The 26,538-nt window shown below is 41.6% G+C and carries 16 protein-coding genes; 12 read left to right on the top strand and 4 right to left on the bottom strand.

Annotation, left to right across the window (positions count from 1 at the left end; all coding sequences use genetic code 11):
* Positions 1–259: 259 nt before the first annotated feature.
* A complete protein-coding gene (locus P5683_RS11275; protein WP_315639899.1) occupies positions 260–3,733 on the bottom strand; it encodes a glycosyltransferase in 3,474 nt (1,157 codons plus the stop codon).
* A 110-nt stretch (positions 3,734–3,843) separates the two neighbouring features.
* Between P5683_RS11275 and P5683_RS11270 the strand changes: the two genes are divergently transcribed.
* The 9 genes from P5683_RS11270 (at position 3,844) to P5683_RS11230 (ending at position 20,291) form a co-directional block, all read left to right on the top strand.
* On the top strand, positions 3,844–4,080 hold the full coding sequence (locus P5683_RS11270; RefSeq protein ID WP_315639898.1) for a hypothetical protein: 237 nt from the start codon (positions 3,844–3,846) through the stop codon (positions 4,078–4,080).
* A 117-nt stretch (positions 4,081–4,197) separates the two neighbouring features.
* Complete coding sequence (locus tag P5683_RS11265; RefSeq protein ID WP_315639897.1) at positions 4,198–5,994, top strand: tetratricopeptide repeat protein; 1,797 nt, start codon at positions 4,198–4,200, stop codon at positions 5,992–5,994.
* A gap of 77 nt (positions 5,995–6,071) precedes the next feature.
* Complete coding sequence (locus P5683_RS11260; protein ID WP_008049195.1) at positions 6,072–8,723, top strand: tetratricopeptide repeat protein; 2,652 nt, start codon at positions 6,072–6,074, stop codon at positions 8,721–8,723.
* A 12-nt stretch (positions 8,724–8,735) separates the two neighbouring features.
* Positions 8,736–10,577: a tetratricopeptide repeat protein gene (locus P5683_RS11255; protein ID WP_152344054.1), complete on the top strand. Its 1,842-nt coding sequence runs from the start codon at positions 8,736–8,738 to the stop codon at positions 10,575–10,577.
* Between the two features lie 96 nt (positions 10,578–10,673).
* Positions 10,674–12,704: a tetratricopeptide repeat protein gene (locus tag P5683_RS11250; protein WP_187758314.1), complete on the top strand. Its 2,031-nt coding sequence runs from the start codon at positions 10,674–10,676 to the stop codon at positions 12,702–12,704.
* Positions 12,679–14,547 carry a tetratricopeptide repeat protein gene (locus P5683_RS11245; RefSeq protein WP_315660664.1) on the top strand — a complete coding sequence of 623 codons (1,869 nt, stop codon included), beginning with the start codon at positions 12,679–12,681 and terminating at the stop codon, positions 14,545–14,547. The genes P5683_RS11250 and P5683_RS11245 overlap by 26 nt, the downstream gene beginning before the upstream one ends.
* 107 nt (positions 14,548–14,654) lie before the next feature.
* Positions 14,655–16,799 (top strand): tetratricopeptide repeat protein, encoded by a 2,145-nt coding sequence (locus P5683_RS11240; RefSeq protein ID WP_315639896.1) that lies wholly within the window; start codon positions 14,655–14,657, stop codon positions 16,797–16,799.
* A gap of 62 nt (positions 16,800–16,861) precedes the next feature.
* Positions 16,862–18,967, top strand: coding sequence for a hypothetical protein (locus tag P5683_RS11235; protein WP_006668129.1), 2,106 nt, complete (start codon positions 16,862–16,864; stop codon positions 18,965–18,967).
* A 91-nt stretch (positions 18,968–19,058) separates the two neighbouring features.
* Positions 19,059–20,291 (top strand): glycosyltransferase family 4 protein, encoded by a 1,233-nt coding sequence (locus P5683_RS11230; protein WP_006668130.1) that lies wholly within the window; start codon positions 19,059–19,061, stop codon positions 20,289–20,291.
* A 37-nt stretch (positions 20,292–20,328) separates the two neighbouring features.
* On the opposite strand, the gene P5683_RS11225 is transcribed toward P5683_RS11230, so the two are convergent.
* Together P5683_RS11225 and P5683_RS11220 are read right to left on the bottom strand one after the other, a co-directional pair.
* Positions 20,329–21,165 (bottom strand): RusA family crossover junction endodeoxyribonuclease, encoded by an 837-nt coding sequence (locus P5683_RS11225; protein ID WP_008049189.1) that lies wholly within the window; start codon positions 21,163–21,165, stop codon positions 20,329–20,331.
* 224 nt (positions 21,166–21,389) lie between these two features.
* Complete coding sequence (locus P5683_RS11220; RefSeq protein WP_006620951.1) at positions 21,390–23,207, bottom strand: mechanosensitive ion channel family protein; 1,818 nt, start codon at positions 23,205–23,207, stop codon at positions 21,390–21,392.
* Positions 23,208–23,601: 394 nt separating this feature from the next.
* Here P5683_RS11220 and purB point away from each other — a divergent pair, with 394 nt between their 5' ends.
* Both purB and P5683_RS11210 read left to right on the top strand, forming a co-directional pair.
* Positions 23,602–24,897 carry an adenylosuccinate lyase gene (purB, locus tag P5683_RS11215; protein WP_006620952.1) on the top strand — a complete coding sequence of 432 codons (1,296 nt, stop codon included), beginning with the start codon at positions 23,602–23,604 and terminating at the stop codon, positions 24,895–24,897.
* 118 nt (positions 24,898–25,015) lie between these two features.
* Positions 25,016–25,714 carry a M15 family metallopeptidase gene (locus tag P5683_RS11210; protein ID WP_006668132.1) on the top strand — a complete coding sequence of 233 codons (699 nt, stop codon included), beginning with the start codon at positions 25,016–25,018 and terminating at the stop codon, positions 25,712–25,714.
* 40 nt (positions 25,715–25,754) lie between these two features.
* On the opposite strand, the gene P5683_RS11205 is transcribed toward P5683_RS11210, so the two are convergent.
* Positions 25,755–25,976, bottom strand: a complete 222-nt coding sequence (locus tag P5683_RS11205) for a hypothetical protein (protein WP_006668133.1) — start codon at positions 25,974–25,976, stop codon at positions 25,755–25,757.
* Between the two features lie 300 nt (positions 25,977–26,276).
* Between P5683_RS11205 and P5683_RS11200 the strand changes: the two genes are divergently transcribed.
* Positions 26,277–26,538: IS630 transposase-related protein (locus tag P5683_RS11200; RefSeq protein ID WP_315642401.1), on the top strand; the 262-nt coding region annotated here is incomplete at its 3' end.

Below are 26,538 nucleotides of genomic sequence, written 5' to 3'. Positions count from 1 at the left end.
CCAAAACCTGGGTGGGGAATTGATAATTGACGGCAAAACCCGCCCCTACAATGAATAATTAATAATTAATAATTAATAATTATCACCCTGGTAGGGTGCGTCAGAGGGATAACATATCGGGTTAACGGCCAATTTGGTTCATCTGACGCACCACCCATATCGTAGTCAAGAAACCGGGTTTCTCAGGGAAAACGGTGGGGCGGGTTTACCAAAACCTGGGTGGGGAATTGATAATTGACGGCAAAACCCGCCGCTACAATTAATAATTATCCATTATCAATTTAGCAAAGGAAAGCGCATCTAAGCGATCGCCTTTTAGAGAGTATAAGCGCACGAAATCATTAACCCAGTCTAGGATAGTTTGAGTGGTGAATTGGAAAGGAGAATATTTGAGAGACCGTTGGAGATGTTCAACCGCTGCGGCTGTGTCCCCGGTGGTGTAGGCGTGCCATGCTTGCCACGTTTGCGATCGATAGCGAAGCCTGTGGCTGAGGTTTTGTACCCCTTTTATCACCTCCTCACACTGGGCAAATTCATCGCTTATGGGGGCTGATATAGCCGGATGAAGGATGTTTATGGTTTCCCTAAGCATCCGTTCTTCCCGAAATAGTTGTTCGGCTCTCAGTTTACTCGCCTGTCCCATAGCTTGTCGGAGTTGAGGATTAACGGCCCATTCTTCGAGAGTGTGGGCGAGTTCCCGCGCCGTAGCTGCTGGGTCAACATTCGGGTTAGGTAACAGTTTCCCGGTTCCGCCTAAACCTTCAGGAATGCCACCGGCGGCGGAAGCGACAATAGGTAAACCCTTAGCCATAGCTTCCATAATGGCGAAGGAGGGGGCGGCTTCTGAATAGGAGGTTAACACAAAGATGTCACAGGCATCTAGCCAGTCGGGAACATCCCAGCGTTGACCTAGGAAAATCACCTTTTCGGCTACCCCTAGCTGTTGTGCCATTTCCCTAAGTTCGGGTTCTACATCACGATCGCTACCTTTTCCGGTTCCCGCCCATACCAGATATAGTTTTGACCAAATCGGGGAATTTTTCAAGTGGGCGATCGCTTCTAGTTGATGACGGTGACCTTTAATTGGGGCGAGTCGGGCTGAAGTAAAGCACATTACTGCATCTTCGGGAAGGCTAATTTCCTGGCGCAACCGTTTTCGCGCTTCTGGGTCGGGGGGGTTAAAGTATTTTGGCGATCGGCCATAATAAACCACATTGCCTTTATTTTCAGGTAATTTAAAATCCTGATGGAGAATGTTTAAATGTTCCCGCGCCGCCACATTTACCACCCGCGCCAAACCATATTGATAGCGCACAGCTTCTCGATATGGGATATCATCACCCATGGAAAAATCGGCGTGTTCACTCATGGCTAAACCTAGGGCGATCGCATAGGGAATTTTTTGTTCAATAGCCACCTGTTTAGCCGCAAAATGGGAATAGGGCCAGCCATCACTAAAGATAATAAAATCCGGCTTCAGTTGAGAATACAATTTTTCGTAATCTTGGCAATTTCTCAACACTCTAGCCAAATCTGAACTCGTACTGTAATCTAGCCAAAACTGTTGCACTCCCAAACTCCCCTCTTGTTCCACCAAAGGGCTAGTATGTTTTGGTCTAACTGCTGTGACTTGATAACCAATTTTAGCCAATTCACACATAATTAGATGATCATATTGTGCCAGTCCGCCAATACCCGGATCATCTGTATTGATTAAAATAATGTGTTGATTCATTAAAGCCGATTTCGATAAATTTAACTGTGATTTTTTGCGGAACCTTGAACCGCCGATAAATAATGTATAAATCTCTTGCCATTCTGGGATCTTAATCAGTTGCTCAATTAAAAACTTTTCTCCATACTCTTGTGAGATATTCTGAAAGGCATTTGTCCAGTGTAGTAAAGTATCCACCGGGGAAACATCACTATATTCTAAGGAATTTTGTAAACATTCTGCCATCAATTTAGGGTAGCCATCTCGATACATTCTCCATGCTAACCATATCCAGCGCTCATAGCGTTCTTTTCTTTCCAGTTTCCGGATAGATATGGGTAATTCCGGGCGGCGGAAAAACTCATTCATTAAGGCTTCCGTATTGCGGATTACTTTTTCCCCTCCAGACATCAAATTAGAATCATGTTGGCGGTAGCAGGCGTGCATTTTTTTCAGCCAAACGGTGCGACACCCCATTAAAGATAACCGCAGGACAAAATCTAGGTCTTCTGTGGGGGGATGGCGATGATCAAATCCTCCCACTTTTTCCCACCATTCACGCCGCATAATTAAGGCGCTAGGACGGACACATTTATATAAAACCCAGGTTTCTAAGTTCAAGACTGGGGCATTTTCCCAGGGTGTAACTTTGGCTAATATTTGCGAATTTTGGTCAACCACCATCCAGCCACTTTGGATTAAATCAATGGAGGGATTTTTCTGGAAATGGGCAACTTGTTCGGCGAGTTTTTCGGGAACAAAAAAGTCATCGCCATCTAAAAAAGCGAGAAATTCTCCCCGCGCTAAACTACAACCATAATTTCTGGCTTTGGCAGCCCCCTGGTTGGGTTGATAGTGATAGGAAATTACGTCTAAATATGGTTCGATAACCTGCCGGGTGTTGTCGGTGGAACCGTCATCAATTACGATGATTTCATAGTCTGTATAGGTTTGTTCCAGGGCGCTTCTGACACACAGTTCAATATAGCGATCGCAATTATAAGCGGGAATAATTACACTAACTTTAGGGGTGGTTTTGGGGAGGGTTTCTAAGAGGAGTTGTTGCCATTCTGGTTGTTGTCTAAAGCTGTGGGTATCCATTAATTCACCGTAGCCAGTACAATAACCTATAAAGCGATGTATCCAGTCAGAAACGGTGATAGGAAGGGTGTAGGGGCTATAGGAAAGCGATCGCCTTAGAAATTCTGCCATTTTGGTCGGATGACCAGTATAATAAAATCGCCAAGCCATCCAGGTTAATGATTCATAACGGGTCTGCCTCTCTAGTTGGCGGATAGAGTCGTCCAGGTCTGGTTGTTGGAAAAAGTTTTCTAGGACGGCATTAAAAGCCTCTAACTGTTTGGTAGGATCGGCAATAGACATGGCGCGATCGTGTTGGCGATAACCCACGGTCATCTGTTTTAACCAGGTAGCCTCACATCCCATTTTGGCTAGTCGCAGCACAAAGTCTACGTCGTCCGCACCGTCAAACCGCGAGTCAAAGCCTCCCGCCTTTTCCCACCACTCTCGCCGGAACATCATCGCACTGGGTAAAATGGGAGTATCAGTCAACCAGGTTTCTAGGGTGAGAGTTGGGACTTTATGCCAGGGTTCAATATTTGATTGGGGTGTACCGTCGGCACTAATAATTTGCCAACCACTGTTGACCAGTCCTACCCCAGGGTGAGAGTCGAAGCAGGCGACCTGGGCTGGCAATTTGTCCGCGAGGAAAATATCATCATGGTCTAATAGGGCGATTAATTCTCCCTTAGCGGCTGCTATACCGAGATTTCTGGCTGCTGCTATGCCACCATTAGTTTGGGATATACTGTAAATACGTGACCCGTAGGATTGGAGAATTTCTGGGGTGCTGTCGGTAGAGCCGTCATCGACTACAATAATTTCATAGTCCTGATAACTCTGGCTGAAAATGCTGTTGATGGCTTCGGCAATGTAGCGATCGGCATTGTAAGCGGGAATGATGACACTGACTCTGGGTTGGTGAGTGGTTGCTGACATGATTGGTCCTTGATCAAAAAAACAGAAGTTGATAGTCTCTAAGGGATTGGGGTATTGCTAGACTCAGATGAACTTAATCTTAGTATCGCCAAAATGGAGTAGATAATGGCATGGCTAGAAAATACATTAAAGACCAAAAAGCTCTCAATACTACCCTGAAAAAGGATATTAAGTGGACTCCTACTAAAATCATTCTTGCGGCTTTGGGATTTCTGATTCCTTATGGGGGTTTTGTCTATTATAGTACATCAATTTCTCTGATTTTTACCGGGTTATTGATAGCTGGGCCAGTTATGGCTGGGGCTATTTATGGTTTCATATATTTTGTGAACCGGGATCTATTCTAAGTGCCTCATCATTTAGGTGTTGAGAGTTGATAGTGCTGGCTGAGGATGGCCTATACAACTAAGGCATAAAGTTGGTCGAGTTTGGTTAAGTAATTAGTTATTTTTGAAGATGAGTTGATGTCTGTACCTAACCCGGAAGCGGAGGCTTTGAGTTTACACGAAAAGGCAGAAAACTATTTAGCTGAGGGAAAGCTGGAGAAGGCGATCGCTTTTTACCAAAAGGCGATCCAGCTAAACCCTCGTTTCTCCTGGTCTCACCATAAATTAGGGGATGCTTTCTCTCAACTGGAAAGGTGGGATGATGCTAGGTCGGCTTACCAAAAGGCGATCGCTGTTAATTCCGGCTTTTTTTGGTCTTATAATAATTTAGGAAATACTCTGATTAAACAGGGTGATTGGTCGGCAGCTATTGAAGTATATCAAAAAGCAATTTCTCTTGATACTAATTTTCCCTGGTGTTATTATAATTTAGGTAATGCTTACAGTTATATCGGTGAATGGGAAAAGTCTATTGATGCCTATTTAACAGCTTTTCAGCTTGATGATAATTTACCAGACCTTGATGAAAAGTTGGGTAATGCTTTGGCGGGATACTGTCAGGGAAATCTTGATAATATCATCGAACACTTAACTATTTTGCCATCCTTTCAGGATATCACAATTTATCAAAAATTAGCCGACAATTTAGCCAGCAAAGATTATTGGTTAGCAGCCATTATATTATATCACAAAGTGTTGGCTATTGAGCCCAAAAATCCAGAGATTTTACCCAAACTTAATCAGGCTTGGGAACGCCAACGGGAACTTGAACATCAGTTAAATATCCACAATCAGATTGTTAAACAGCATCCTGATAGTTATGATGCTTATTATCGCTTAGGCAATGCTTTATTTAAAGTGGGGAAATGGCATCAGGCTATTGAGGCTTATTTACGGTCTATGGAATTAAATCCGAATTTACCTCCTTGGTTATATAAGGATTTGTGGACATTGATTAAAGCCGAAGGACGCTTAGGGGAAGTGGTGGATTTATATCAAAAAGCCATTGTTAAAAATCCCAAATCCTGCGAATTATATATTAATTTAGGAGAAGTTTTTGCCCAACAAGGCAACCTAAAAGCAGCGATAAATTGTAACCTTAAAGCCACAGATATTAAGTTTAATCAGCAGTTAATTAACCATGGAGTTCCCCCTCAATTTATCATTATTGGTACTCAAAAAGGGGGGACTACTTCCCTATATTATTATCTTGAAAAACATCCACAAACTGCTTTATCTGTCATCAAAGAAATTGAGTTTTGGTCTCGTAAGTTTGACCGAGGTATAGACTGGTATTTGAGCCATTTTTGTACTATACCTAAAGCCGATAGGGTGATGACTGGGGAAGCGACACCTAGTTATTTGGACTGTCAGCCTGTAGCAGAACGTCTTTTTAACTGTTATCCTGACATGAAGTTAATTGTAATGCTAAGAAATCCCATAGATAGGGCGATTTCTCATTACTATCATTGGGTTAATATTGGTTGGGAGTCGCGAGATTTACCAACAGCGATCGCCTCAGAAATAAACCGATTTAAACAGGGTAATCGTCAGATTTGGGACTGTCCCCATAGTTATTTGGCACGTGGTATATATGTGGAATTTTTGAAACATTGGTTATCTATCTTCCCCAAAGATAATTTTCTGATTCTCAAAAGCGAGGATTTATATAATAGTCCAGACAATACTTTAAGGAGAGTACATCAGTTTTTGGGTTTAGCCGATTATTCATTAAAAACATATCCAAAATACAACTCTCGATTTTATCCTGATCTGGCTGAACTATGGCGCTATAAGTTGGGAGAATTTTACGAACCTTACAATCAAGCATTAGAGGACTTATTAGAGGTAAAATTTGGCTGGAATAGCGGTTAATGGCTGATTTTTAATCGATGTAAATAATTGGCAAAATTAGTATATAATTAGGGTGAGTATAGGGGTGAGTGAATAATATGGAGCGTGATTTTCAACTTCCGGGGGAATTAGTGAGTCTTCATCAACAGGCGATCGCCTATTTAGAAGAAGGGAAATTTGATGAGGCGATCGCTAACTGTCAACAAGTTATCCAACAGCAGCCAGAATGGGTTATGGCTTATAAAACTTTGGGGTTGGCTTTACAAAAAAGTAACCGCCTAGAAGCCGCAGAAAACGCCTATAAAAAAGCTATCAATCTCGACCCTAATTTGGTGGCTGCTTATGGAAATCTTGGCAGTCTTTACGCGCAACAGGAAAGGTGGGAAGAAGCGGAAGTAACCTTAAAGCAAGCCATCAGTATTGACCCTAATTTTCGGGGATTATATCGCAATTTAGCCAGAGTGTTAACCAAGATAGGACGACCGGAAGAAGCTCAAAGCTATTGGCAAAAGGGACTGAAATTAGATGCAATTTTAAAACAGCGAGGACAAGAGGAATTACAGATAGGAAATACCTTAGCTGAATCCGGGAAATGGTCAGAGGCGGTGTCAGCATTTCAAAAGGCGATCGCTTACCATCCTCAGTTATTTTTAGCCCACCATAAATTGGGGTTAGGTCTGATGCAATTAAATCAGCCAGCCGAGGCGGTGTCGGCTTTTGAGAAGGCGATCGCTATCCAACCAGATTTTAGTTGGTCTCATCACCATTTAGGAGAGGCTTTTCAGGTGTTAAATAAACCGGCTTTGGCGGTAGAGGCATTTCGGAAGGCGATCGCTATCAACCCAGATTTTTGTTGGTCTTATTATCAATTAGCCAAAGCTGCCACCCAACTCCAGCAGTGGGAAGATGTAGCAGATGCTTACCAAAAAGCCATTCAATTAAAGTCAGACTTTCTGGAGTTTTATTTAGGCTTATCTAAGGCATTATTTGAGTTAAAACGCTGGCCAGATTTGGTGAAATTATACCCCTTGATTTTATCACAACAGCCTGATTTTATCAAAAACTATTATTCCCTGGCAGAAACTTTAGTTGCTCAGGAATGTTGGGATGCTGCTTTCGTTATTTACGAGGCCATCATTGAACAAAACCCAAGTTTTTTAGAATCTCCTAATAATCGAGTTAATTGGGGTAAAATTTTAGTCAGCCAAAATCGTTATGAACAGGCGATATCTCAGTATCAAATTCTGGTTACTCAAAATCCTGATTGCGAATGGTTTTATGGATTCCTAGCAGATGCTTATTATCAAAATAAAGATTGGTTAACCGCCTTAAAAAATTATCAAAAAGCGATATCTATCAATAGTAATCAGGACTGTTTTTATTGTGGCTTGGGGAATTGCTTACACAAATTGGGTAATTTTGACCAAGCAATTGAGGCTTATAGAAAAGCTATTAGCATCAAAAATTTACCTTGGTATTATGAAGCAATTATTAATGTATTTATGTCTCAAAAAAAGTGGGAAGAGGCGCTGGAATTATGTTTTAAATTACTTAAAAATGACCCAGAATATTATCAAGCCTACAATCAAATTAGGCTGAACTTACAAAACTTAGGAAGACATGAAGATGCTCAAAGATGCAAGCATTTAGAATTACCTAATGATCTGCTTTCTCAATTTTGTAATTTACCAAGTCCAGACAAGTGGTTAGTCAATAGTAGCAATTGTAGTCATGTTCAAACTATCGAGATATATCCATCTACTTCAGTTAATTTTAAACAGCCAAATACAGTTTCTAATAGTTCTTTAGATTTTAAAACTTATCGAATTCAGCAACCAGCCGGAACAGTGAAATTTTTTCCACAATCTACAGGATTAAATACTGGTTTTTTGCATACAATAATAACAGACAATAATCAAGTTCTTAAAGATTTATCTTCCGACAACTCAGGAATTGCTTTAGCTGCTCATAATTTACCAGAGACCATACACTTAAAAGGAAATATTGCTTTTGTATCTGCTTATTGTGGACAAAACTACTTTCATTGGATGGTCGAGGTAATACCTAGGTTACATCTGGTTTTAGCCAGCGGAGTACCCATTGATAAAATTGTGGTTAATAAGTTTGGTCACAAATATGAGGATGAAACTTTAGCTATGTTTGACATTCCCGAACATCAAAAAATGTTTGGCTGTTTTCGTCACATTCAAGCTGAGGTTTTGATAGTCCCATCTCGCACCTTGTCTACACCAAAATGGGCTTGTAATTTTGTCAAAGATTTAGTTTTAAAACATCCATTTATGGCAGAGGATAATCGATGCAATTACTCTAGTAAAATTTATATTAGTAGAGCTAATGCTTATATTCGCAAAGTTATCAATGAACAGGAGTTAATGGATATCCTCAAACCATTAGGTTTTCAAGTGGTCTATCTTGAAAATATGTCGGTGAAACAACAAGCATTGTGTTTACATCATGCGGAAGTGGTAATTTCTCCTCATGGTGCTGGGTTAACTAACTTAGTTTTCTGTGAGCCTGGAACTAAAGTAATTGAGTTATTTCCTCCCGCAAGCTCATTTCCCTGTTACTGGACTATGAGCGAAATTTGTCAATTAGATTATTATTACTTAGTGGGCGAATTTAATCCAGAATGCCCAAATACCATAGATGATGAGATAGATAGAAATCAAAATTTTTATATAGATATCAAGAGTTTATTAAAAACTATGGAAATTGCTGATATAATTTAATTAATTGTTTGAGTGAAAAAATTGCCGATGAGTTTATCGATGAATACCCCAAACCGTGCCGTTATATACCATAACCAAGCAATTGAAAATCTCAAAGAAGGTAAATTAGAGGAAGCGATCGCCTGCTGTAATTTCGCCTTAGAAATGCAGCCTGGTTATGCTGAAATATACATAACTTTAGGAAAAATTTATATTAAAAAGCAACTTTATAATGACGCAATTCTTATCCTGGAAACTGCTATCAGACTGTCTCCCAATTTAACTGAAGCCTATTATAATTTAGGACAGGTATTTTTAACTTTGAATGATTGGAAAAATGCAGTCAATATATTTGAAAAATTGACTATAATTGATACAGCAAATAATGCCTGGAATTACTATCTATTAGGTGATGCTTTTATGGGATTACATAAATGGGATCCGGCAGTCAATTCTTACAAAAAAGCGATTTTATTAAATAATCATAATGATTGGTTTTATCAAAAATTAGGGGATTCATTACGTCAACTCAATAGATTATCTGAAGCAATAAACGCTTATCAAAAAGCCATTGAAATCAAGCCTTGTCCTTGGTACTATGAACGCATTGGTAATATTTTGAGCAGCCAGCATAAATGGGATGAAGCTATTAGCATTTTTATTAAGTCTCTGGAAATTGACCCTGACTATTATCAGGCTTATGATAAAATAGGTATAATTTTTGAGAAATTAGGAAAGATAAATTTTTCTAAACTATGCAGGATGGGATATAAAATTCCTCCTTCGGTAATGTTTAAATATAGCAAATTACAGCGAAATTATACCATTTCTGTTGATGATAATAGATTCAAAAAAAAACTTGTATACTCATCTCAAGTAGTCAATCTTTTACAACCCAAAACAACTGATAATGAAAGTTTAAGTTATTTTGTGAATAAAAAAGTTAAATTTCCAGATGCTTTTGTTGCTCAAGTACAAAATAGTACAGCTTGGGGAAGTAGTTGCACAAGTGCAATTATTACTGAAGACCAAAAAATTATTAATGATTTATCTACCGGAACTCCTGAAATTATTTTGACTTCCAATTATTTGCCTAAACCTATAAAAGTTTCTGGTAGAATTGCCATCTTATCTGTTCAGTATACTTACAACTATTTTCATTGGATGTTTGAAATTGTGGCTAGGTTAATGCTCTTGTTAGAAGCAGGTATTACCTTTGATAATTTGGATGGTATATTTATTTCAGGACATGGAAAAAAATATGAACAAGAAACTCTTGAATTGCTAAAAATTCCTATGGATAGAGTTATTGATAATTCAATTAATTATATTAAAGCTGATTGTCTCATTGTGCCTTCTGTAAGTCCACGTCCACTGATTACCAATGGATGGTCTTGTAAGATGTTAAAAAACTTGATATTAAATTCACAAAAATTTGAGGCTTTTAGTCAATCTATACAACCAATAAGTCATATCTATATTACTCGAAATAAGTCCCAGTATAGAAAAATTTTAAACGAAGCTAAACTTATTTGTTTTTTGGAAAAATTTGGGTTTAAAGTGTTGACTTTAGAGGGTATGTCTGTCATAGAACAAGCAGCTTATTTTACAAAAGCAGAAATGGTCATATCTCCACATGGTGCCAGTTTGACAAATTTGGTTTTTTGTCTTCCCGGAACTAAAGTAATTGAAATATTTGCACCAGGTAGCATTATAGATTATTACTGGAAACTAAGTTCTATTTGTCATTTAGATTATTATTATTTAATCGCAAAAGCTCCAGAAGATCTGACCCCTACAGCAGCTCATGTACAAAATTTTAATGTTAATCTTGATTCAGTGTTGCAAACATTAAAATTAGCTGGATTTTTTTAGAAATACCACCAAAATTTAGTAAATATGGTATAATGCGTAAACAAAAATATAATAGTATGGTGTGCTTTACTGATTTTTAAATCACTAATAAATAATATGGATGTACTAGAAAATATGGAATTGTTAGCAGTTAACCCCTACCAACAAGGAATTGAATATCTCACCGAAGGTAAATTAGAGGAAGCGATCGCCTGCTGTAATTTCGCCTTGGAAAGACAACCATATTGGCCAGATGGTTATAAAACTTTGGGACTGGCTTACCAGAAGCAAGGTAACTTTGAGCAAGCCTTAATTGCCTATACAAACGCATTAGAAATTAAACCAGATTTTGCTGAAGTTTACGGCAATTTGGGAAGTCTGTATGCCGAACATAAATTGTGGCAAGATGCAGTGCAAGCCTATGATGTCGCTTTGCGTCTTAATCCTGATTTGGTGGGGTTATATCGTAACCTGGCTCAATTATTAATTATGTTTGGAAAATATGAAGATGCTATCAGTTATTGTCAGCAAGCGATCGCTAAACAACCCGACTCATTTAAAGCCTATTATTTATTGGGAAATGCACTGAGTGGCTTAGAAAAATGGTCAGCAGCAGAAACGGCTTATCAGCGTGGTGCTGAACTTAATCCTCAATGCGATCGCATTCATGTAGACCTAGGGAATATGTTGGCTCAACAGGGGAATTGGCAACCCGCGATCGCTGCCTATCAAACAGCTATTAAAATTAACCCCAAAAATGAACTCGCTTATCATAAATTAGGAAATTCTTGGTTTCGCTTACAGGAACCAGAAAAAGCGATTTCTGTTTATAAAAAAGCCATGGAAATTAATCCACTAACTCCTTGGTCTCATCTCCCATTAGGGCGATCTTTGTTAGAGGTTGGTAAAGTTCAAGAAGCGATCGCTATTTGTTTTCGAGCAGTTGAATTAAACCCTAACTCCTACTGGGCTTATGAAAATTTGGGGGATGCTTTAAGCAGAAACCGACGTTTTTCCCAAGCCATTCCTATATATTTACAAGCCTTACAAAAAGTTCCTGAAGACAGGCCGGGAGTTAGTAAGAGTTTATATCGTCAATTGGGTTATGCGATCCGGGAACAGAGTCAAGCAGATGTAGATAAGGCTAGTCAGTGGTTATCGGAAATGATTAATCATCCACCGGATCACAATTGGCAAAAATTGGGTTTGACCAAACAAAACCCGGAACCCTATTTACAATTAGGAGAAATGTTAGCTAAAAATTATCAGTTTGAAGGAGCGATCGCCTTTCATAAACTCGCCTGTGAATGTCAACCTAAGAACGCTGAAATCCTGGAAAAATATCAGAATATTTGTCAGCAATACCAAGAGTTTGAGGAAAAAATTAGCTCCCTACAACTTGCCACCCAAGAAGACTCTACCTCCCCTAAACCTTATACAGAACTGGGTAATTTATTATCTGAACATAACCGCCTAGATGAAGCTGCTAGTTATCACCGCACCGCCTTAAAACTCCGAGGATGGGATGTTAGCGAACAACGTAATTATCGATTTACCCGAGACTGGTTTAGTAGTAATATCCCCACCTGGGAAAAAAATTTACATCATCTGGCGGGTATTCCCGGCTTTCAAGCCTTAGAAGTTGGCAGTTTTCAGGGGATGTCAGCCTGTTGGCTGCTTGATTATATCCTGACTCATCCGACTGCGACAATTACTTGTATTGACCCATATTTTCAACCGGAATTTAATAGCAATATTGCTCAAACTAATGCAGGCGATCGCGTGATTAAAATAGTCGGATATTCTCAAAATATTCTGAATTCTCTGGCGGCTGATTACTATGACCTAATTTATATTGATGGTTGTCATTTGGCGACGGTAGCCTTCCGAGATGCTTTGCTCTCATGGCGACTTTTAAAGGTGGGAGGAATGGCGATTTTTGATGATTATAATGTTTCCGAAGAAGATGACCAAGAACAAGAAGCTAAACGGGGAATTAATCTATTTTTAGAAAAGGTGAAAGATTGGGTGGATATTATAGATGAGGGGTATCAATTATTTTTAGTGAAAACCGGAGATGGTTTCCAGCCTGGTGAATTGGAAATGTTGTTATCAGAAATTGATGGACCATTACAAGCCTATTATTAATCTCACTAAATTATTTATGGTATCTCTACCTCCGAAATTGTTAGCATTACAACTTCACCAGCAAGCTATTATGTACATTAATAATCGCGACTGGGAGTCGGCTATCCAAGCTGGTGAACAAGCCTTAAAACTCTACCCTGATTTAGCGATCGCCTGTAAAACTTTGGGGATAGCTTGGCAATGCAAAGGAGAGTTAACTGAGGCGGAAAAATGGTATAAACAAGCCTTAACAATTAAACCAAATTTTGCTGAAGTTTACTCTAATTTAGGTAGTTTATATGCGAAACAAAGCCAGTGGCAACCTGCTATTACAGCCTATAAAACTGCCCTAAAAATTAACCCTAATTTAGCCGGAGCTTATCGAAATTTGGCGAAAGTATGGACTGAGTTAGAGGATACCGATAATTTTATGAAATGTCAATATAAAGCTCTGCAATTAGAACCGGAGAAAGGGAGTGCTGATGATTATATAAAGTTAGGAAATCTGTTCCTAAAGTGCCGCCAATTTACTAAGGCGATCGCCTGTTATCGGCAAGCCATTAAATTATATCCTGATACCTCTGAAGCCTATCACAACTTAGGGGAAGTTTGGAAGGCATTAAAAAGACCGAAACAGGCAATTTTGTATTATCAAAAAGCTCTGAAAGTTAATCCCCAGTCTACCATGACCTATCGTAGCTTAGAAAAAATCTTAATTGAGCATCACCAATGGGACGAACTCATTAAAGTTTATTCTCAACATTTAACCGTAGATTATAATTGCTTTGAAACCTATCGTAGTTTGGGTCAAATTTTGCGGCAACAAGGTCAAATTCAAGATGCTATGAATGCCTTTCTTAAAGCCATTGAAATTAAACCTGATTTTTCTTGGTCTTATTGGCACTTATGGAATATTTTGGCTGAATATGAACAGCTAGACCAAGCTAGGGAAATTTTAGTAGCAGCCATTGACCGTTTTTATGATTCTGAACAAGTTAAATTGAATTTGGGGGAACTTCTCAGCCATCAAAACAAGTTCCCGGAGGCTATGGTAGCATATCGGGATGCTGCTGCTCAAAAAATGCGGCGATCGCATCCTGAAATTATGGCGAAATCTGGAGATAAATCGTCTCCTATCCCACCTAATTTTATCATTATTGGCGCTCAAAAAGGTGGCACTACATCTCTGTATCGTTATTTAGAAGAACATCCTCAAATTGTAGGTTGTATCAAAAAAGAAACTCATTTTTGGGATAAGCATTTCGACAGAGGTTTAGATTGGTACTTATCCCACTTTCCTCCCAGTCTTGTCGAGCCTAATATTATCACTGGGGAAGCCACGCCAAATTATTTGGAATCCGCCAAAGTTCCTGAGCGTATATTTGAGGTATTTCCTGATATCAAATTAATTTTCTTACTGCGTAATCCCATCACGCGAGCCATATCTCAATATCACCATTGGGTAAGATTAATGCGCGAATATAGACCCTTAGAAATAGTGATGAAATCGGAGTTAAACCTAATTACAAGTAATTTAGAATCGGAGAGGAAACTAAGTCAATATCCCGGATATCTCTGGCGAGGATTATATCTACCATTTCTGGAAAAATGGATGTCGATTTTTCCCAGGGAACAGTTTTTAATTATCCGCAGTGAAGATTTTTATCAAAATCCGTCCCAAGTTTTTAATCGGGTTTTGGATTTTTTGGGATTACCTAGCTATGAACTATCTAACTATTGTTCCTATAACTCAGGACGTTATCCCCAAATCGAACCTTCAGTTTATAGTCAACTCCGAGATTACTTTTATCCTCATAATCAAAGATTACAGGATTTTTTAAATTTAGAGTTTGATTGGGATTAAATTAATGATGGACAATGATTGACATTTGGCAATTTTTGTGCTATATATATTAGCCATCAGTGGATGTTTTCAGCATCCTAGAAGTTTGAAAAAGATTTAAATTGATAATGCCATCCTCCGAAGAAATACTAGCATTACAGCTATATCAGCAGGCTAACACATATCTAGCCCAACAGCAATTTTCTGAGGCGATCGCTTCCTGTAAAACTGCCTTAGAATATCATCCTAACTTGGCTCCAGCATACAAAATTATCGGCACTGTTGAACAGCTACAAGGGGAGTTTGATCAGGCGGAAGCATCCTATAAAAAAGCCTTAGAAATCGAGCCAAATTTTGCCGAAGTTTACGCGAATCTTGGCAGCCTTTTTGCTCAAAAAAATGATTGGCAATCTGCGATTAACTGCTATGAAAAGGCTATCGAAATTAAACCGGATTTTGGCGGTGTTTATCGCAACTTAGCCAAAGTATTTGGGCAAATTAATCAGCAGGATAAAGCCAACTACTGTTGGTTAAAAGCTATCAATATTGAACCACAAAATGTTAACCTTCCTGAATATCTGGCGGTTGCCAAAGCACTGGATAATCAGGGAAAATTTCCCCAAGCGATCGCCATTTATGCTAAGGCGATGGCAATTTATCCAAACGTGGCAGAAATTTCCTATAATTTAGGGGAAACTTTCGTCAATTGTGAACAATGGGAATCAGCGATAAACGCCTATAAACAGGCTCTGGAAATTGACCCAGATTTGTATTATGTCTATAGTCGTTTGGGGGATGTTTTCACAGAACAGAAAAATTACCAGGATGCGATCGCCGCCTATCAAGAATGCCTTAAACTGAAGCCAGACATAGATTGGATAAATTTGAAGCTGGGGGAAATCTGCCAAAAACAAGGAGATATAAAACAAGCGATCGCCGCCTATCAAAAAGGCATAACTATCCAACCAAAATTAACATGGCCTTACTTAAAACTCTTAGAACTTTTGAACCACCTCGAATCATGGCAGGAAATTTTTAGTAACTATAAAGAACTCCTAAATAACCATCCAGATAAATCGGCGATAATTCACCAAAAACTAGCCGAGGCAGCCGTAAGATTCAATAAATGGAATCAGGCGATTAAAAATTACCAAAAAGCCATAGAAATCGACCCAGAATGCTTTGATGCTTGTCTGCAATTAGCCCAGATATTTATGCGCCAAGGAAAACCAATTAAGGCTATAGAAGCCTATATCAAAGCCGTAAATATTCAGCCTCATTTTTATTGGTCATATCGGAATCTGTGGAATTTATTAGCGGAACACAATCAACTTGATGTCGTCATTGAAATCTATCGCCAGAAACTCCAAGAGTTTGCTGATTTTCATGTAGTTTCTATGAACCTGGGAGAGGCTTTAAGTCGTCAAGGAAATATCCAAGAAGCCATCACCCATTATCGAAATGCCAGCCACAAACAACTGTTAAAAAATCGCCCAGAAATTGCTAGTCAATATTGGGACAATAACCATCCCATGCACCCGAATTTTTTAATTATTGGCACTCAAAAAGGCGGCACTACTTCCCTGTACAACTATTTAAGTAAACATCCGCAAGTATTACCCTGCATCAAAAAAGAAGTTTACTTTTGGGCTATGCTGTTTTATCGAGGTTTAGACTGGTATCTTTCCCATTTTCCCCACCTAGCGACCTCAGCAGAATTTATCACGGGAGAAGCCACCCCTCACTATTTAGAGATCCCAGAAGTTCCCCGCCGCGTCTGGGAAGTATTTCCGCGCATGAAACTGATTGTGTTATTGAGAAATCCGATAATCAGGAGTTTTTCACATTATTATCATTGGCAGAGATTAATGTGGGAAAAGAGGTCTTGGCAAGAGGCTTTTACCACGGAATTAGAAATCATGTCTAACCTAGATCATATCGAATTTAATTCTCCCGGCTTACAAGGTGAAAATAAATACCTAGCCAGAGGCATATATATCAATTTTCTGGAAAATTGGATGTCAGTATTTCCCCGGCAGCAGTTTTTGATTATTCGTAGCGAAGACTTTTACGAACATCCCCAAGCCATTTTCAATCAGGTCTTAGAATTTTTGGAACTCTCCCCCCACCAACTCCATAAATATCACCCCTTCAACGCTGGAGAATATGAAGTCGATCGCCAAGATCCAGTTTTCCAGCAACTCCGGGAATTCTTCCGACCCCATAATCAGAAACTAGAGGAATTTTTAGGACGACAATTAAATTGGCATTGATAACCGTCCGAAAGCGCTATCCTTGAGGATAATATCAGCCCTATCCCAATTTCCTAAGCATAATGCGGTTGCAGCGCCAGTTTAATGGAAAAATCATCACCCTCGACACCAGAAACCCCATTGGGAGTGGTGGTGAGGGTCGCATCTACGTTGTTGCCAACGACCCCACCCTAGTAGCCAAAATCTACCATAACCCGACGGACGAAGACGCAGACAAACTAACCCTAATGTACAACGCCCCCCCTGCCAATTTAGACGTAATGCCGGGGATGACCTTAATAGCTTGGCCGATCGACCTGTTGCGGACTGTCGATAACCGCCCCCACATTGTTGGGTATCTAATGCCGCGAGTCACGGCGGCTGCACCCATCCACACATTTTACACCCCCAAAACCCGCCGGGAACAGAAACCCCTATTTAACTATCTCTACCTACACCGTACTGCGCGCAACCTAGCTGCCGCTTTTAACGATATTCACAGCGGAGGCTATGTAGTAGGAGATGTCAACGAATCCAATATTTTAGTCAGCGATACCGCCATTGTCACCCTAGTAGATACAGACTCCTTCCAAGTGCGCGACCCCTATACTGACCTGACGTTTCGCTGTCCGGTAGGAAAAGCGGAATTTACGCCGCCAGAATTGCAAAATCAGACTTTCCGAGATATCGATCGCACAGCAGAACACGATCGCTTTGGTTTAGCAGTGCTGATATTTCAACTACTAATGGAAGGAACACACCCCTTTTCTGGGGTATATCAAGGCAGTGGCGACCCCCCAGCCATAGAAGCGCGGATCAAAGCCGGTCATTTCGTCTATGGGAAAAAACCAGTCCCCTACCAACCGATGCCCTTAGCCCCCTCCTTCAAAACCCTTCACCCCAGCCTACAGGAACTATTTATCCGCTGTTTTGAAGACGGCCACAACTACCCCGAAAAACGCCCCCCAGCCATAGCTTGGACACAGGCGCTCAAGCAAGCAGAATCCGACCTAACCACCTGTACTAAGAATCGACAACACCGATACAGTAACCATCTCAAATCCTGTCCTTGGTGCGATCGCACCCGCCAACTAGGAGGACGCGATCCCTTTCCGTCCCGAGAGGCTGTGCGTTCCGGTCAACACCTAGAACCACTAAAAATCAAAAAGCGCCATCGTCTCACCCTCAACCCTAGAGTTACCCGTCCCCAACAACCATCGCGAGTCATCACCCCCACCACCAAAAGCCCCAGACGGGTCCTCAAACGTCCCCAACCTCCCGCCATTATCAGATCACCGCGCACATGGTTAGCAATTTGGCATATTACCGAAGGCGCAATAGTTGGGGGTGTTTGGGGAGTTACCTGTTTATCAGCGATCGTCGCCATAATTTTCGCCCTCTTTGGACCCACCAGCGGCATACTCGGAGCCATGATCGTCGGTAGCATTTGGGGCTGTTTTTTCGGTGCCACCGCCGGGTTATTCATACCCGAACCCATTACCGGACCTAGCAAAATCCCCGTCATCATTGGTGGTCTATGTGGAACCTTCATCGCCGCCGCCATAGCTGGAGTCGTTTTCGGCGCTTTAGAACAAGATGCCCTCATTGGTCAGGCGATTATGTGGGGCGCGTTTATGGGTATGGTGTGGGGTACCATCTGGAACCTCTTTAAACCCCCTCTATCGGTTCCCAAGGGCCGTGTACACGGTAAAAATGGCATGATTCTAGGTGCTATATGGGGAGCCTTTTTGGGTACAGCCATCGGTAGTCTTTTAGGAGCGATCGCCGTCCTCGCCATGGAATTAGACCAGCCTGGTAACTCCACCCCAGAGATCATCTCTCGCATTTGTGTCACAGCCATTGTCGCCGCCGGATTGGGTGCGTTGGGGGGGATTCTATCTGGTGCTACCTTTGGCACCATTGGCGGCGCACCACCCCTCCCCACTGCTATACGACTAGCCGGACGACGGGGAGCGTGGGTGGGTATGGTTTGGGGTAATTTCCTGGGAGTTATTACCGGCGCTTTTTTAGGAGCGATCGCATCTACCCTATTTCCTCAATTGCTGCAAACCAGCCCCCCAGACAACAGCATCCCCCTATTGTTAGGAGCCATTATCGTTTCCGCAGGGATTGGTTCAGCCTGGGGCATATTTTCCGGCATGATTTGGGGAGGACTCGGTAAATTTTGATCTGCGATTTTCCCGAGTAAGGATGCCAACGGTTATAACTCCATGATAAAGTCATCCGAAAAGACCATCACCCTTATACAAACATATCTGAATGCACATTGCTTGGCTTGGAAAAAAATCACCATTTTGCGGTAACGTTACCTACTCTCGGGAAGTAACCAATATGCTGCTTGACCGGGGATATCAGGTTAGCTTTATCCATTTTGCCCAAGAAACCACCCACCCCGAACGTCGAGAACAGTGGCCCCCAGAAAATGGACACTGGAAAATTACAGCCCAAGATTTCCAGTTTAGTAGCGATTCTCTCGGTGACACTCAGAGAACCAAAGAAGTGCCACTTCCCTGTCTCTATAAGTCTCAGATCTACACCATCCCTACCCTCAAATCTAGTAAGGTACTGATGCGGTCTCTGCAAGCATTAAAGCCTGATCTGGTTCATGCCTCCTTAACCCTGTCTCCCCTTGATTTCCTCCTCCCAGAAATTTGCGAAGAATTAAACTTACCCTTAGTAGCCACCTTTCACCCCCCTTTCGATCGCAAACTCCGCAACCTGACTTCTGGGACTCAGCATCTGATGTACCAGATTTATGCTCCCTTCCTGGCTAATTATCACCGGGTAATTGTCTTTTCTCAAATTCAGAAAGATTTACTGGTTAAACTCGGAGTCGCTGAACACAAAGTAGCCATTATTCCTAATGGCGTGGATGTCCAAAAATATTCTCCCGGAACCTCTCGCCTCAAATCTCAACTTCAAAGCGATCGGATTTTCGTCTATCAAGGACGCATCGCCACCGAAAAAAATGTCGAAGCCATGTTAAAAGGCTGGAAAAAAGCCCGCATGGGTGAAAACTGCCGCCTATTATTAGTAGGAGATGGACCCTTAGCCCCTTATCTGCAAGGCTTGTATGGCTTAGAAGACGGCATAATTTGGGCAGGTTTTATCGGCGATGAAGATAAGCGCATCGAAATTTTACGCGGCTCCGATGTGTTTATTTTACCCTCCTTAGTCGAAGGACTATCCTTATCTCTACTGGAAGCTATGGCCTGTGGTGTCGCCTGCATAGCCACCGATGCTGGTGCTGATGGTGAAGTCTTAGAAAATGGCGCGGGTGTCGTCTTAAAAACCCAAGGCGTTAGCAGTCAACTACAAACCTTATTACCTGTGTTTAGAGACCACCCTGAAATGGCAACTGTTTTAGGTAAAAAAGCCCGAAATAGAGTCCTAGAAAAATATACTTTAGATGAGAATATCACCCATATAGAAAGGTTATATATTGACGTAGTACAAGATGCTAAAATAGCGGTTAAACTGCATTTAAATTAGTCAAAAGTTATCTATATAATTAACCGCTAATTAACTGTTAATAACTAAGAGGTTCAATGTCTATCCATACTCCAGTTTTAGGGATATCTGGAAAAAACTCTACCCTCAGTTTAGGTAAACAACTCAAGCGGTCATCCATCAAAACCCCCGCCCCTTGCAACGTCAAAGCATCTAAACAAGCACCAGCCAAATTATCAATATCAGAATTGGTCCGATGATTACCAAACAAACGGATAGTCACCGCCGCCCGTCTGAGGGGAAATTTATTTGTTAAATTCCGTTCTGATATCTGGCGATACAATTCAACTTCCGCCCGGTTCCGCCACTCCCGATATCGAGGAGGTAAATAAGTCCCATTACTGGTAACCCGGGGACGCGCCTTCGGAACTACAGCACCCTCAATTACAAAGCTAATCAATTCCGTCTTGGGCGGTATTTCCTCCTCTGGGGGAACCGGGGTAAATTCTACATCAATAGGGGTATCATAGTCCTTGACCTCCTCTATGGGGGGTTCTACTTCCTCTATGGGGGGTTCTACTTCCTTCTGGGCTTCTGATTCCAAAGGTTTGGGTTGTGGTGCATATTCCCCAATACAAGCCGCCTCGATGCCTATTTCCACCCCCAGAAATCCTGGCCAAGTGCGAGCAATCTGCATATAAGTGTCAGCACTTTGGGCAGAAATATCAATCGACTCTAGCCAACCTTCCCAGTCAGTCGAGGTCAATTTGGTTTGTGCTTGTAGCAATAAAACTCCCGCATGGTAAGCCGGAACTAACGCCGTCTGGGGACTTCCTAGACACCGCTGATGTTCGTAGCTAATGGCACGCGCCAGATTTTCTAATTCAGAAATTTTCGGTTTCAGTTCAGTTAACACAATAATCTCAAGTCCACCTCATTAGTTATCAATTTTCCTCTACTAGGGGGTTCTCAGTACCCCATCCCCAGGTCAGTATCAGTAGTTTAACGGATTCACGCTACAGCTACCACGCCGAGCATTTCCTACCCCATATAAATAACAGGCTGTTTGGGAACTGTTAGTTCTAATCTAGCCTCCTGCATCTTACTTCAGTAGGAGAATTGGGGGTCATAAGGTCAGTGTCAATTGACAGAAGAGGAAAACTCACCGCCATGATTACCATTTTGGTCTAATAAATGATGATAGCCTTGATGCCACAAAGTTTGCTGAGGAATGCCAATTTTAATCCCTTCACGGTCGAAGGCTTCTTTGACCCGACACCGAAACTCTCGACCGACTTCCCACTGTTTCACAGGTTGAGTAGTAATCCAAATGCGGACCAATATTCCCCGATGACTCACGGCATCAACCCCCAAAACTTGGGGTAATTCTAAAATCAAATTCCGCCAATGGGGTTCCTGTAGCATTTCTTCTCCGACTTGTTTCATAACCTCCATGGCTTTGCGGATATCGGAATCATAGGCTACCTCAATAGTAAAATTAACTCGCGACCAATTTTTGGTCATATTTTCTACAATGGAAATACTGCCATTAGGAATGGTGATTAAATTGCCATCAAGATTGCGAATTTGGGTGATATAAAGATTTATATACTCGACCAAACCACTTTTATCTTCTACGGCAATTACATCACCGACGGCATATTGGTCACTCCACAAAATTAAACAGCCATTTAAGACATCTTTAATGGTACTCTGAAAGATGTAAGTTAAGGCAAAACCAATGACACCGACCCCGGTTAATATTTCATTCATCTGAATATTAAAAACTGAACTGAGAATGGTATTAAGGGTCAACAAAATGCCAACAAAGTAACTGGTAAATGATGCCAAACCTTTCAGGGCTGCCATATATGTGATTTGTCGTGACAGAAATCTTTGCTGCGAATTGGGATATTTAAACAGAGATTGGTTAACCCATTCTTGCAAGGAATATTCAATAGACAAATGGCTGATTTTAATGGAGGCAATGACAATGAGATAATAAACCAATAAAGAGAGGGGAACTCCCCCTAGGGCTACACCTATGGCGCGGGTGGCTGGATAGTAATATAAAAGATAGGCTAATCCCCCTAACCAAATAAAAATTTGTCCCCACTGAGTTACCTGCCGGAGGAATTGAATAACTTGCTTTTTTTGATTAGGAGAAAGATTGGGTAAACGACTCCAAATCTGATTAAATCCAAATTTAAACCGGGATTTAGGTATGATTTTAGGGTCAGAGTTGGGGTCAGCTTCAATAATATCTGTGGCGGTTTGAGATAAATTTTGGATGCGTTGATTTTCTCGGTCAATGATTTTCTGGACTTGCCATAATATCCAGCTACTCAGGATGATTATCCCCAAAAATAGGAGGGTAAAGGGAAGTTTGCGATTCCAGAAATACTGTTGAAAGGCGCGGCGTTCTGAGATGGAACGGTACAATTCTTGATAGATGGTATCTCGCCACTGTTTAGCGATCGCTTTTTTAGATTGTCCTTGATGAAGGGAGTCAAAATCAGTAATTGTGATGATCACCTGATCCTGTATTTGCGGTTGTTCAGGAGCATACACGACAGTTTCATCATTGCGGATACCCACTTCAATTCGGAGGGTGTCGGGATTTTCTACCGCCGCCACAATGGACATCAAAATTTTTTCAATGCGTTGAACTCTCTGCTGAACGTCAAAATCTTGAGGATGATCTGGGGAGATAGTCGGTTGAGAAGTGACTTCAAGGATGCTGCGATTATCGAGTCTAACCGGGGCACAAAATAAGTTAGCACAGGCTCTAGCTCGAATCCGAGGGTTACTGACTCTCGTGATATCCTGAAATGTGGGAAGGGGTGGCAATTGTGCGATCGCTGCAGTTCCCCAAGGGGCGAACATCCCCACGGCTAATAAACCGATCGCAAAACATTTAATTACTCGATGAAACCTATAAAATTTGCCTTTCATCATATAGCCGATAGCACCTCAAGAGAGTCAGGACAAGACAAAACTCTGATATTATAGCGCTTGCTAATTTTATGTTAAGCCCCTAAGCTGACAACAGGCTGAAAGGAATATCTCAAAAGGCATAGCTGATTAGTGGTCCTGGGGGTGGGCTGGCTGGTGATCTGGGGGTCTCCCAAATGCACCCATGATACATCCCCAGATTGATCGGTGTTGACAGACCGGGAATCTAGTAATCTTAGGCACGGTGGTATGTCAAAATGAAATATTGGTCGAGGAGCTGTGATTTTGCGATCGTCGGGTGTTCAAACTTCCCGATTAAGCCAAAACCTGCTAAACCCTAGCCAGTAGAGAATTTTAGACACTAGCCTTAAAAATCAACAGAGTTCTGACAATCCCAATGATTGAACGCTATACCTTACCCGAAATGGGTTCGCTGTGGACAGACAACTATAAGCTAAAAACGTGGCTACAGGTGGAAATTGCCGCCTGTGAAGCCCAAGCCGAACTCGGCTATATTCCAGAGTCAGCCGTGGAGGAAATTCAAGCCAAAGCCAATTTTGACCTAGCGCGCGTCCTAGAAATTGAAGCCCAAGTGCGCCATGATGTGATTGCCTTTCTTACCAATGTTAACGAATATGTTGGGGATGCTGGACGCTACATTCACCTAGGGTTAACCAGTTCCGACGTTTTAGACACAGCCCTAGCTTTGCAACTGGTAGCTAGTACGGATTTACTTCTCGAACAGGTAGAGACCCTAGCCCAAGCCATTCGCTATCAGGCGCAACAGCATCGAAATACCGTGATGATTGGTCGATCGCATGGTATTCACGCCGAACCCATCACCTTTGGCTTTAAACTAGCCGGATGGTTAGCCGAAGTCTGTCGCAACCGGGAACGTCTGGTACGTCTGCGACAACAAATCGCTGTAGGTAAGATTTCCGGGGCGGTGGGAACCTATGCTAATGTTGATCCGAGGGTAGAGGCGATCGCCTGTCAAAAACTGGGACTGCAACCCGACACCGCCTCAACTCAGGTAATTTCCCGAGATATTCATGCTGAATATGTGCAAACCCTCGCCTTGCTGGCTGCTTCCATTGAGAGATTTGCCGTAGAAATCCGCAATCTGCAACGTACAGACGTTTTAGAAGTAGAGGAATTTTTCGCACGGGGTCAAAAAGGCTCATCTGCTATGCCTCACAAACGCAACCCTATCCGTAGCGAACGCCTCACCGGACTAGCCCGCATTGTGCGTGGTCATGCGATCGCCGCCTTAGAAAATGTAGCCCTATGGCATGAACGGGATATTTCCCATAGTTCTGTCGAACGCATGATTTTACCCGATGCTTCCATTATTACCCATTTCATGTTAGTAGAAATCACAGATTTGGTGAAAAATCTTCTGGTTTATCCTGACAACATGAAGCGGAATATGAACCTCTATGGTGGCGTAGTCTTCAGCCAGCGCGTCTTACTTACCCTAGTGGAAAAAGGCATGAGTCGGGAGGACGCTTATCGCATTGTTCAATCCTGCGCTCATCAGGCTTGGAATACTCCCGACGGGGATTTTCATCAATTAATTACCCAAGACTCTGCTATCCAGTCTTACCTATCCCCAGATGAAATTGAATCCTGTTTTCAGGCTGAACATCACCTTAAACATTTAGATGACATCTATCAAAGATTAAGCATCTAAATCCTCTGGCTCAGGGAATTTACTCTCAGTATCAATAGTCAATACTTAGTTAATAATTCCCTGCCGATGAAATTTATCTAAATTGAACTGCCAAAAATCTTGACAATAAAGAGGTAATATGCTAAGAAAAACTGCGTTAGTTATCATTACATTTGTTCTGGTATTTTGGTCATGTAACTTGTGGGCAGAACCAGCTTACAGCCTGCCTTTAATCGCTCAAACACCTCCCCCTAACCTCATTACAGATTATAGCCAAGTTTCAGCAGCTAATCGACTGGTAGATATTCAATCTGTCAATCGCAATATTCGCTTAGATATTCGCTATGCAACCCCCAATAATTTTGTCAACCGAACCCTTTACCCTGTGTCTCGATGCCTACTCCGTCGTCCCTTCGCCCAGAGACTTTCCGATGTACAAAAAGACCTAGAAACCATGGGATTAGGGTTAATGGTTTATGATTGTTATCGCCCTTGGTCTGTGACTTGGCAAATGTGGCAAATTCTCCCAGATTCCCGTTATGTAGGTAATCCGGCGCGGGGTTCCCGTCACAATCGCGGCGCGGCGGTTGATTTGACTCTAGTAGATTTGAGAACTGGTCAACCTCTGGAAATGCCTACAGATTACGATGATTTTACCGAGAAAGCCTGGAGAGATTACACAGGCAATGAACCCCAAGTCCGTCGCAATAGCAACTTATTAGAGTTGAAAATGAAACAATATGGCTTTGAACCCTTAATGACTGAATGGTGGCATTTTGATGCTCAAGGCTGGGAAAGGTATGGTTTACTTAATGTCAGTCTTGACCGAGTACCTTAAAAGTAAAAATACCCCTGATAGTTCAGGGGTATTTTGTCCATTACCGGGAAGTGAGACTATCAGGAATGTGGAGTTTATATAGTTTTAATAGACCCAAAACAATTAAGATTTGTAGGCTCCAGTGTGCAAAGGCGAAACCCCATATAAAACAAACAATTCCGGTTAATCCTGCCAAAACAAAGGGAATATCTTCGGATGTTTGCATATACACCAAAAGAGAGCCAAATGTTAATATAAGTAGTGCTAGATACACTGATGGCATAATTTCTACCTCCAGGGGGATGCAGGGTTTGGGCTACAACATCAAGCCTAATGGGAAAATATGAAGATCCCGTGAATAACGCCAAACTCTTTACAGAGCTTTACCTGGCTGCGATGGTAGAGTTCCCTAGCATCGGGTCAGCGACCGGACTATTTCTATTCTACATTCAAACTTTCAACAGTAAAAAGCCCCGCTTGACCAACAAATCAGCGGGGCTTTTTCCCAATAACACATCTATAGCACAAGACAGGAAAGTTAGGACGTATAATGGAGAGGACGAGATGACTAAGAAGACCCAAAATGCCAGCCCCCTATAGTTACGACCTCAGACAAAAAGTTATTGATGCAATTGAACTAGACGGTATGCCCAAAACAGAAGCCAGTCAAGTTTTCCATGTCAGCCGGAACACCATTAATCTCTGGCTGCAAAGAAAAGCACAGACCGGAGACTTCCTCCCTAAACCTAATCACCCACCTGGCAATAACCACAAAATTACCGACTGGCAGAAATTCAAGGCTTTTGCCCAAGAGCATGGCGATCAAACCTCCGCTCCAATGGCTG

This window comes from Limnospira sp. PMC 1279.21, assembly GCF_032349615.1.
Taxonomy (GTDB): Bacteria; Cyanobacteriota; Cyanobacteriia; order Cyanobacteriales; family Microcoleaceae; genus Limnospira; species Limnospira fusiformis.
The sequence above is the reverse complement of the archived record's forward strand: the minus strand, read 5'-3'. Positions and strand labels throughout refer to the sequence as shown.